Genomic DNA, 11,431 nt, shown 5'->3' with positions numbered 1-11,431 from the left:
ATTCGCAAGCTCATTACATACTTTTAGTCTTACGACTAAATTTTACTTTATACTAAAGTAATTGACTGGTTTAACAAAATAAATTTTGCTAAGTTTACCTATTTCTCTGTTCAATTTTCAAAGACCAAATTAATCTGTCATCAAGTGATGACTTTTACAATTATAATTCTTTTCATATCCATTGTCAACTGTTTTTTAGAAATCTTAGATAATGAAATTTAATCCATCACAAGACACTTAATGATAACTTATAACTTCATGCCTTAGCGACAATTAATATAATATCATATGCATAAAGCAGTATTTGTTTATAATCATTCATTTCGGCAATTTATTTTCATATTACCAAGTATTTCTCTCATATATTCTGTTTTACTCATAATGATACGCTTGGAACATTTATCACATCTTTCCTCAACTTCCTTATAAATAAAAACCCCAGTAAGATATTACCTTACTGAAGTTTTCATATATTATTATTAAAATAGTTCTTATTATAATGACATTACTATTTCCTTATATTTGTTACCACGCACTTCAAAGTTTTCAAACATATCAAAACTCGCACATGCCGGTGATAATGTCACAATATCCCCGGGACTAGCAGCCATCTTAGCTGCTAAAATTGCCTCACTAAAATTCTCGGCAATCACAATTTTCATACAAATTTTCTTTTCTTTTATTACCGAATCAAAGACTTCTTTTATTTTATATTTAGTAGCACCTACTAATATTAATGTTTTAATATTACTATAAGCCTCCTGAGCTAGTGGTTCAAAAGGTAATTTCTTATCATACCCCCCTGCAATTAGTATAACTGGTTTTCCATAAGCCTTAAGGCTTGCAATTGCTCTAGTTGGAGTAGATGCTATTGAATTATTATAGTACTTAACCCCATCCACTTCCCTTACAAATTCATCTCTATGGGATACACCATTAAAATTAGTAGCCACATATCTCATACTTGCAACTGATACATCACCTTGAGTCGCACAAAACGCGGTTAATAGATTTTGTACATTATGCATTCCTTTTAGTTTTATTTCCTCAAGATTACATACTTGCTCATTCATAATGAACAAAGTATCATTTTTAAAATATGCACCCTCTTCCAACTTCTCATTTGTGCTAAAATACATAACTTCCCCTTTAGCTTCGTTTCTTAATGCATAAGTCAAAGCGTTATCTTTATTAAGTATAAGGAGATCTCCCGCACGTTGATACTTATATATATTCTTTTTTGAATCTATATACTCTTCAATATCTTTATGAATATCCAAATGGTTCGGGCTCAAGTTTGTTACTATTGCTATATCCGTTGAAACGGTCATAGTCATAAGCTGAAAGCTTGACAATTCTAATACTACTTTATCTTCCTTTGTTATTTCCTCAATATTAGAAAATAGCGGAGTTCCTATATTTCCTCCAACCCAAGTTTTATATCCTTCTTTTTTTAATATGTTATATATTATTGTAGTTGTAGTTGTTTTTCCATCGCTACCAGTTACTCCATAAGTTTTTGCCGGACAATATTTTATGAACTCTTCCATTTCCGACGTTATATACGTTCCCTCTTGTTTTGCCTTTAAAAGAGCAGGATTATCTATTCTCATAGACGGTGTTTTAAAAATGACATGGAACCCTGTTAAATCATTTAAATATTCTTCTCCTAATATTAACTTTACTCCACTTTTTTCAAAGTCCGTCGCAACTCGCCCAAGCATACTATAAGTTTTTTTATCGAAAGCCGTAACATTGGCCCCCAGCTTCACTAAAAAATGTATTAAAGGAATGTTGCTAATTCCTATACCTAATACTCCAACTTTTTTCCCTTTTATAAAATCTTTGAATTCACTAAAATTCTTCTTCATAAAACCCTCCATTTTCACGGAACGATCCATCTTCATAAAACGTTCCATGCATTCTTTATATTATATATTTTTTTCTTTATATATTTCATATTACATTAGTACCATACGAATTTCTTTATACTAATTATAACACTTAAATGAACTCCTTAGACACTAAAATAAGCTTTAAAGATTACATAACATATACCCATTTAACTTATTATATAAAAAATAGCACATAGTATAAATATAGACTATCTAAGTCCATCATATACTTTGCGCTACTTCGTAACCCAAACTAGTTATTTCAATCTAAAATTGTACTTTTTCCTCTATAAACTTTTCAAGTTCATCTATACTTACTCTTATTTGACTCATTGTATCTCTATCTCTTATTGTTACAGCGTTGTCTTCTAAAGTATCAAAATCTACAGTTATACAATATGGTGTTCCGATTTCATCTTCTCTTCTATATCTTTTGCCTATACTTCCAGCTTCATCATAGTCTATGTTAAATTTTTTACTTAACATAGCAAAAACTTCAGTAGACTTTTCTGATAATTTCTTGCTGAGTGGCAAAACCGCTGCCTTAAACGGAGCGAGCGCTGGATGTAAATGAAGCACTGTTCTAGTGTCTCCACCTTCAAGTTCTTCTTCATCATATGCATTAACTAAGAATGCAAGTACAACCCTGTCTGCACCTAGAGAAGGCTCAATGCAATATGGCACATACTTTTCATTAGTAGTAGGATCTAAATAGCTCAAATCATTCCCTGAATGCTCCATATGTTTTTTTAAATCATAATCCGTTCTATCAGCAATACCCCATAGTTCTCCCCATCCAAAAGGGAACAAGAATTCTATGTCACAAGTAGCATTACTATAAAACGATAATTCTTCAACTCCGTGATCTCTAAACCTTATATTTTCTTTCTCCATTCCCAAATCAAATAAGAAATTAGAGCATTGTTCTTTCCAATATGCAAACCATTCTAAATCTGTACCTGGCTTACAAAAAAACTCCAATTCCATTTGCTCAAATTCTCTTGTTCTAAAAATAAAATTCCCTGGTGTTATTTCATTTCTGAAAGCTTTTCCTATTTGACCTATGCCAAATGGAACTTTTTTTCTTGAAGCCCTTTGAACATTTTTAAAGTTTACAAAAATACCTTGGGCAGTTTCTGGTCTTAAATATATATCAGACTTTCCATCTTCAGTTATTCCCATTGAAGTCTTAAACATCAAATTAAACTTTCTAATATCAGTAAAATTATTCTTTCCACATTTAGGACATACTATTTTTTCTTTTGCCATATAATCTTTTAGTTCTTCATTTGTCCATCCATCAGCAGTAGCTACTTCTGCTCCAAGCTCAGTCATATGGTCTTCTACTAATTTATCAGCTCTAAATCTAGATTTGCACTCTTTGCAATCCATCAATGGATCTGAGAATCCTCCAACGTGGCCTGTTGCTACCCATACTTCTGGGTTCATTAGTATAGCACAATCTACGCCAACATTATACGGACTTTCTTGAACAAATTTTTTCCACCATGCCTTTTTAACATTATTTTTAAATTCTACTCCTAGAGGACCATAATCCCATGAGTTAGCGAGTCCACCGTATATATCTGATCCTGGAAATACAAATCCTCTTGTTTTGCATAATGTAACAATCTTATCCATGCTTTTTTTTAATTCCATATTAAAGCCTCCTAAATTTTTAGTATATATAATCAAACTATTATTTTACGTATAAAAAAAAGACTATACCTTAAGGGACGAAAATTACTTCCGCGGTTCCACCCTTATTGGCACAAGCCCTACTCTAAATTCTAAGCACTCAAAAGATCCATTCACAACAATACTTTGATTGTTTACACCATCCACAATCTCTCTTAAAAAGCATTACTACTACTCTTCTTTATCATAGTGAAATATTCTATTATCTAAAAACTAAATCTTACAATTAATAAAATCTTGCTTTGCTTCTATTTTTTTATAATAATAAGTTTACAACTCATTATTCCATAGTCCAAAAAATAAAAAAAAATGGCTCCGCGAAAAGGATTTGAACCTTCAACCTATCGGTTAACAGCCGAGTGCTCCACCGTTGAGCTATCGCGGAATAATATGTTTTTTAACTACAATGATATTATACCATATATAACTAAAATATCAATAGTTTTTTATTTTCTATTAAAGTTTCATATTTTACTTTTATTACACATTAATACTTTTCTGATTTACATTATTATAATGCCTTTATATTTCATCTTTATTCATATAATTATAATTTTTTTTTGTAGGATTACATTCTATAATATAAAAAGATATTTTAGATTAACTAAAATATCTTTTTATATTTGTTTTTTTATATTATATTATTTACTGATGTATTGGTTTCATTGTAGGAAATAGAATAACATCTCTTATTGAATATGCATCAGTTAAGAACATTACTAATCTATCAATTCCTATACCAAGCCCACCTGTTGGTGGCATTCCTGTTTCTAATGCACTCATAAATTCTTCATCTATTAAATAAGCCTCATCATCGCCTAGTTCTCTTTCTTTAGCTTGTTGCATAAATCTATCTCTTTGAACTACAGGGTCATTAAGTTCTGAGTATGCATTACAGATTTCTCTACCGAATATAAATCCTTCAAATCTTTCTGTAAACTCTTCGTTCCCTCTCTTCTTCTTTGTAAGTGGAGATATTTCTACCGGGTAATCACATAAGAATGTTGGTTGAATTAAATGTTCTTCTACATATACTTCAAATAATTCATTTAGTATATCTGCTTTTGTACAATCTTTTATTTCTTTTTTAAATTGTAAATGTTTTTCTATTGCTATTACTCTAGCTTCTTCATTAGTAGCTATTTTCATAAAGTCTACTCCTGAATATTCTTTTACTGCATCAACCATAGTAATTCTTCTCCATGGTGGTGTAAAATCAATTTCTGTTCCCTGATAGTTAACCTTAGTAGTTCCATGAATTTTTTCACAAACATAAGCTATCATATTTTCAGTAATTTCCATCATATCATTATAATCAGCAAATGCCTCATATAACTCTATCATTGTAAACTCCGGATTATGTCTTATATCCGTTCCTTCATTTCTAAAGTTTTTACCCATATCATATACCTTTTCAAATCCAGCAACAATAAGTCTCTTCAAATATAATTCTGTTGCAATTCTAAGATACATATCAATGTCTAATGCATTATGATGAGTCATAAACGGTCTTGCTGCAGCTCCACCAGCTATTGTAGATAATATTGGAGTTTCAACTTCTAAAAATCCTTTGTTATCTAAGAATTCTCTAATAGACTTAACTATGGATATTCTCTTCAAAAATGTATCTTTAACTTGTGCATTCATTATAATATCTACTTCTCTTTGCCTATATCTTAAATCAGGATCTTTTAATCCGTGCCATTTTTCTGGAAGTGGTTTTAAAGCCTTTGCTATAAGCTGAAAATCTACTATGTGTAGTGATATTTCACCAGTTTTTGTAACAAATGGTGTACCCGTTATGCTTAAAAGATCTCCTATGTCAAAACTTTTATATTCTTTTAATTTTTCTTCGCCTACATCATCTATCTTTATGTATAATTGGATTTTACCAAATCTATCATGAACATCAGAAAAACCGGCCTTACCATGAACCCTTTTAGACATAAGTCTACCTGCAACAATAACCTGAGTACCTTCTAATGTTTCATAATTCTCTTTAACCTCTTGTGATGTATGCGTTCTCTCAACCTTGTACACATCAAATGGGTCTTTACCCTCTTCTTTTAAGGCAGCTAATTTTCGTCGTCTTATTGTTACCTGTTCATTATATTTAGATTCAAGCTCATGTAAGTTTTTTTCTTCAATTTTTTCTTCGTTCTTATTCTCGTTTGACATTAGTATACCTCCTATTTTCCTCTTGGGCAGAAAAAAACTAATAATATAGTCTGCCATACCATTTCAATGTACATCTCTTTAGGGCACCTACCAATTATTAATTGCTAAGTACCCCTATTTATTATAACAACTTTTCTTTATAAAGAGTCACTTTATGTTATAAAACACTTAATTTATAAAAATTAATAATAATTATCCTCGTCTAACGTCTAGTACTTCATATTTACCAACACCATCTGGAACATTAACTTCTATAATTGCTCCTGCTTTTTTTCCCTCTAATGCACTTCCAACTGGTGATTCATTTGATATCTTGTTAATCATTGGATCCGCTTCTGCTGAGCCAACTATATGAAATTCAATTTCTTCATCAAACTCATAGTCCTTAACCTTAACTATAGATCCAATACTCACTATATCTTTTTCTATTTCATTTTCATCTATAACACTTGCACTTCTAAGCATATTTTCTAATTGTATTATTCTACCCTCTACAAATGCTTGCTCATTTTTAGCATCATCATATTCCGAGTTCTCACTCAAGTCCCCATAACCAAGTGCAACTTTTATCTTTTCAGTTATATCTTTCCTCTTAACAGTTTTAAGAAATTCTAGCTCTTCCTCTAATTTTGTAATTCCCTCATAGGTCATTACATGTTTTTTTAGCTCACTCATTTATTTCTCCCCTTTAAATTTTTATTAAACAAGTTTATACCTATCCCTAAATTCACTACATATTAACATCATAATGGCATATTAATGCCCCCACACAACAATGTTTTTATCAACTATAGAAAATTGAAGTAATTTATATAAAATAGGACTATTAATTTAATTTCAGTTTATCAATGGATTATCAATGAATTATTGAGTTTAAATTTTATTATTTAAATAACAATCCATGTAACTATTTAGCCATTATAAATCAGAGTGTTGCTATTGTCAATATGTTTTGTTAAAAATATCCTAATATATTGTATTGTTGTTGAATTTTATTTCTTGCAGATATATACCATTATACTTAAGTGCCTTTTCAATATCCCTTTCCTCCATTTGGCATAATACTGCCCCTAGGAGTTCAATAGAAAAACTAAAATTTAAAGTACTCCAAGGCACTTTATAGCTTACATCATTTACAGCTATGGAGTCTTTTACCGCATTTATACTATTGTTTAAAAGCCATACCGGTTTTTCATAACTAAACTCTTTATCTTTAGATGAGATAATGAAATCAGCCGCTTTTATAGCATATAGTTCATCATTAGTAACAATAGGCGTTACACCAAAATTAGCAATAACATAATCTGCAAGCTTTCTAGCTTTTACTAAATTAAGCGACAAGAATACAATATATTTGCTTTGCTTTGCTAATTCCTCAATAATATCATAGTTTATTACATCAACAGCATCATATACTACAATGCAACAATTTTTCAGACTTTTATTTCTCATCCTAAGCATAAGTTTTATACTTTTAATAACACTAAAAGCAAAAAATCTTCTTTGGAATTTATTGAAATGATTGAAATCAAGTGTTCTCAATGTTCTTGGTGCTAATAAAACTTCGCTACATTTACATAATTTTTTAGCGTATGTTAAATTTTCAAAATAAGATTTCTTGTTGAAATTAGGAGGTACGCGCACACCAGTAACTTTAATATCTAATTCCCTAATGTACTCACTACTTATTATTTTTGTCTTTAACTTATCCTTAACTTTACTCAAAAAACCACTTTCATTATACATTTTATCCATATTTGAAGTTACACATAATATCGATTTCACGTTAATTCACCTTATAAATTAATGTACTATTATCTTATTCAGTGCTAATTACATTATTCATGTTTAATTTTATATTTATACATTTATATTTTCTAAATATTCCTTATAAACTATAAGTACTTGCTTTACCTCATCATAGGTATTTTTAGTATTAATTTTATTCTTAATTTCAGAGCATCCACTAAGCCCTTTAATATACCACGCAGTATGTTTTCTCATTTCTCTAACAGCTTTAATTTCTTCATAATATTTTACAGCTAAGTCTAAATGCCTTAAACACATATCTATTTTTTCCATGGCAGTAGGATATACTACATCTTCTCCATTTATCGCCTGCATAACTTCTCTAAATATCCACGGATTTCCCCTCGCACCTCTTGCAATCATAATAGCATCACAATTAGTGATTGCCTTTATTTTTACAGCATCTTGCGCACAAAACACATCACCATTACCTATCACTGGAACTTTAACGCTTTCTTTCACCGACTTTATAATGTCCCAATCAGCCACCCCTTCATACATTTGTTCACGGGTTCTGCCATGTACCGCAATTGCATCAATTCCTGCATCCTCCATGTATTTAGCAAATTCTACAGCATTCACACTATTTGAATCAAAGCCCTTTCTAAACTTCACTGTCACAGGTTTTGTTGAGACTTTCTTCATTTCTTTTATTATTTGTGCTGCTAGTTTAGGATTTTTCATCAAAGCTGATCCTTCACCATTCTTTACTATCTTATGAACGGGGCACCCCATATTTACGTCAACTATACATATATCATCCCGCGAATTAAATATTTCACAAGCACTAGCCATAATCTTAGGGTCATTCCCAAATATCTGAATAGCTACAGGTTTCTCATTTTGTGAGATTGTCATAAGTGCCTCTGTATTATCACTCCCGTAATATAATCCTTTAGCACTTACCATTTCAGAGTATAAAAGGCCACAACCTAATTCTTTGCACAATCCTCTGAAGGCAATGTCTGTTATACCTGCCATAGGTGCTAAAAAAACATTATTTTCAAAGTTTATATTTGATATCTTCATTAGATCACCTATTCCCTATTCTTCTCATAAATCATTCTAAGTCCTTCTAATGTTAAGTTTGGATGGAACTCATCAATAGCTGCAGAGTCTTCCATTATTAGTTTTGAGAGTCCTCCTGTAGCTACTACAAAAGGCTCCTCTTCTCCCATATCAATCATTTCATTTTTCATTTTATTAACTATGTAATCTACTTGCCCAATATATCCATATATTATTCCCGACTGCATGCTTGCAACAGTATTCTTACATATAACCGTATCTGGTTTTATAAGCTCAACCCGAGGCAATTTTGCTGCTCTCTCAAATAAGGCTTCAGAAGCTATTTTAATACCAGGGCATATAGTTCCCCCTAAATAATTAGCATCACGGCTTATAGCGCAAAATGTTGTGGCCGTCCCAAAATCTATTAAAATTAATGATCTTTGATAAATTTCATGGGCTGAAACAGCATTAACGATTCTATCTGCACCCACTTCCTTAGGGTTGTCATATTTAACATTTATTCCAGTCTTTATTCCTGGACCCACGATCATTGGTATCAAATCAAAATATTTTCTTATCATATGTTCTAGTGAATACATTATATTAGGAACAACTGAGGATATTATTACTCCTTTAATATGTTCTGTTTTTATATGTGTCTCATAAAACAGCTGCATTACCTGAATACCATATTCATCAGCGGTTTTGTTAGCATCAGTAGATAACCTCCACTCTACAAGTAACTCCTTATTCTTAAAAACTCCCAAAACAATATTAGTATTTCCAACATCTAAAACTAAAATCACTTAATACACCACCTATATAATATAAAACAACTCGATTGTCGCTTTAATTTTTTAATATTATTGTTAATATCATAGAATAATATTTTTTATTATTCACAAATTATCAATTTAATTCTAACAATTTGACCATAATTGTCAAGTTAAATATTTATGAAATACTGTAAAAGACAATAAAAGCCCTCGTTTCTTCCCTATTATTTTGCACCTAAAGGTGTACTTCAAAATAAGGTTGTTATAGATATGCTCTATAACAACCTTATTTCGAAGCTTTAATTTTAACAACTTCTTAATGATTTAAAATAAACCTGATATAGTACCATCTTCAGAAATATCCATCTTACATGCTGCTGGAATCTTAGGAAGCCCTGGCATTGTCATTATGTTACCTGTTAAAGCTACAACAAATCCAGCTCCATTAGAAAGCTTAATCTCTTTTACATTTATAGTGAAGTTAGTTGGTCTTCCCAAAAGGTTCGGATTATCCGAAAGAGATTTTTGGGTTTTAGCAACACATATTGGGACTTTATCTAAGTTAAGCTTTTCTATTTCAGCTATTTGCTTGCTTGCAGCTGCGCTATATTCTACTCCCTCTGCCCCATATATTTCCGTGGCAATAATTCGTATTTTTTCTTTTATAGGAAGCTTCTCATCATATAAAACCTTAAAATTACTTTTCTCATTTTGCACGGCTTCTACCACTTTACTTGCAAGTTCAAGTCCGCCTTCTGCACCTTTTTCCCAAACCTCGGTTAAATCCACTTTAACATTCTTTTGCTTGCAGAATTCTTTTATATACTCGATTTCTTCAAACGTATCAGAAATGAATTTGTTTATTGACACTATTACTGGAACTCCAAACTTTTTAATATTTTCAATTTGTTTTTCTAGATTTTCTATTCCTTTAGAAAGAGCTTCCACATTAGGTTCATTTAGTTTATCTTTTTTTACTCCGCCATGATGTTTTAACGCTCTTATTGTAGCCACAAGAACAACACAATCTGGCTTCAAATTTCCGTATCTACATTTTATATCAAAGAACTTTTCTGCTCCTAAATCTGCTCCAAATCCGGCCTCAGTTACAACATAGTCTCCTAATTTCAATGCCATTTTAGTTGCTAGTAAACTATTGCAACCATGAGCAATATTAGCAAACGGTCCTCCATGTATTATAGCAGGTGTATTATCCAAAGTCTGAACTAAATTTGGTTTTATAGCATCTTTCATAAGCAATGCCATTGCGCCGTTAACAAGTAAATCTTTACAATAAATTGGCATTCCCTCTAGGTCATATGCAACTAAAATCTTTCCCATTCTTTCTTTTAGATCCATTAGGCTACTTGCCAAACATAAAATGGCCATTATTTCAGACGCAACAGTTATCATAAAACCATCTTCTCTTAAAAACCCATTAGGTTTGCCGCCAAGTCCAACAACAATGCTACGAAGAGATCTATCATTCATATCCATAACTCTTTTAAATGTTATTTTTCTACTATCAATTCCTAGCGCATTACCTTGATGAATATGATTATCAATGGTCGCAGATAGTAAATTATTAGCGGCAGTTATTGCATACATATCACCTGTGAAATGCAGATTTATATCCTCCATTGGTACAACTTGTGCGTAACCTCCACCAGCAGCCCCACCTTTAATTCCAAATACTGGTCCAAGGGAAGGTTCTCTTAAAGCTATCACTGCATTTTTACCTTGTTTTCGTAGTGCATCCGCAAGGCCTATTGTAACGGTAGATTTTCCTTCTCCTGCTGGAGTTGGGTTTATTGCTGTAACTAATATCAACTTTCCATCTTTTTTGCTTTCATTTCTCTTAAGTACATCTAATGAAATCTTTGATTTATATTTGCCGTAAAAATCAATATCATCCTCAGTTAATCCTAATTTCTGTGCAACCTCACGTATATGTAGCATCTTAGCATTTTGTGCAATTTCTATATCACTTTTCATCTACTTCACCCCTTATATATAAGTTAGACAGAAAATTCCAAATTATATGAATTATATTCCCGTATAACA

At 31.4% G+C, this 11,431-nt stretch carries 8 protein-coding genes, 1 tRNA gene and 1 other annotated feature; all 9 genes read right to left on the bottom strand.

Annotation, left to right across the window (positions count from 1 at the left end):
* Positions 1-494: 494 nt before the first annotated feature.
* Positions 495-1,871, bottom strand: a complete 1,377-nt coding sequence (gene murD, locus KPL55_RS03825) for a UDP-N-acetylmuramoyl-L-alanine--D-glutamate ligase (protein ID WP_216305379.1) — start codon at positions 1,869-1,871, stop codon at positions 495-497.
* A gap of 291 nt (positions 1,872-2,162) precedes the next feature.
* Entirely contained in the window at positions 2,163-3,554 is a 1,392-nt protein-coding gene (locus tag KPL55_RS03820) for a glycine--tRNA ligase (protein ID WP_216305378.1), read from the bottom strand.
* A gap of 70 nt (positions 3,555-3,624) precedes the next feature.
* Positions 3,625-3,790: a binding site (T-box leader), on the bottom strand.
* A gap of 113 nt (positions 3,791-3,903) precedes the next feature.
* A tRNA-Asn gene (locus tag KPL55_RS03815) sits at positions 3,904-3,978 on the bottom strand.
* A gap of 260 nt (positions 3,979-4,238) precedes the next feature.
* A complete protein-coding gene (gene lysS, locus KPL55_RS03810; RefSeq protein WP_216305377.1) occupies positions 4,239-5,771 on the bottom strand; it encodes a lysine--tRNA ligase in 1,533 nt (510 codons plus the stop codon).
* 192 nt (positions 5,772-5,963) lie between these two features.
* Entirely contained in the window at positions 5,964-6,446 is a 483-nt protein-coding gene (greA, locus tag KPL55_RS03805; RefSeq protein WP_216305376.1) for a transcription elongation factor GreA, read from the bottom strand.
* A gap of 291 nt (positions 6,447-6,737) precedes the next feature.
* A complete protein-coding gene (locus KPL55_RS03800) occupies positions 6,738-7,556 on the bottom strand; it encodes a Rossmann-fold NAD(P)-binding domain-containing protein (RefSeq protein WP_216305375.1) in 819 nt (272 codons plus the stop codon).
* A gap of 75 nt (positions 7,557-7,631) precedes the next feature.
* Entirely contained in the window at positions 7,632-8,609 is a 978-nt protein-coding gene (dusB, locus tag KPL55_RS03795) for a tRNA dihydrouridine synthase DusB (protein ID WP_216305374.1), read from the bottom strand.
* Between the two features lie 8 nt (positions 8,610-8,617).
* Positions 8,618-9,397 (bottom strand): type III pantothenate kinase, encoded by a 780-nt coding sequence (locus KPL55_RS03790; RefSeq protein WP_216305373.1) that lies wholly within the window; start codon positions 9,395-9,397, stop codon positions 8,618-8,620.
* A 294-nt stretch (positions 9,398-9,691) separates the two neighbouring features.
* Entirely contained in the window at positions 9,692-11,362 is a 1,671-nt protein-coding gene (locus tag KPL55_RS03785) for a formate--tetrahydrofolate ligase (protein ID WP_216305372.1), read from the bottom strand.
* Positions 11,363-11,431: the final 69 nt, after the last annotated feature.

The sequence above is a fragment of the Clostridium lacusfryxellense genome (assembly GCF_018861735.1).
Taxonomy (GTDB): Bacteria; Bacillota; Clostridia; order Clostridiales; family Clostridiaceae; genus Clostridium_AD; species Clostridium_AD lacusfryxellense.
The sequence above is the reverse complement of the archived record's forward strand: the minus strand, read 5'-3'. Positions and strand labels throughout refer to the sequence as shown.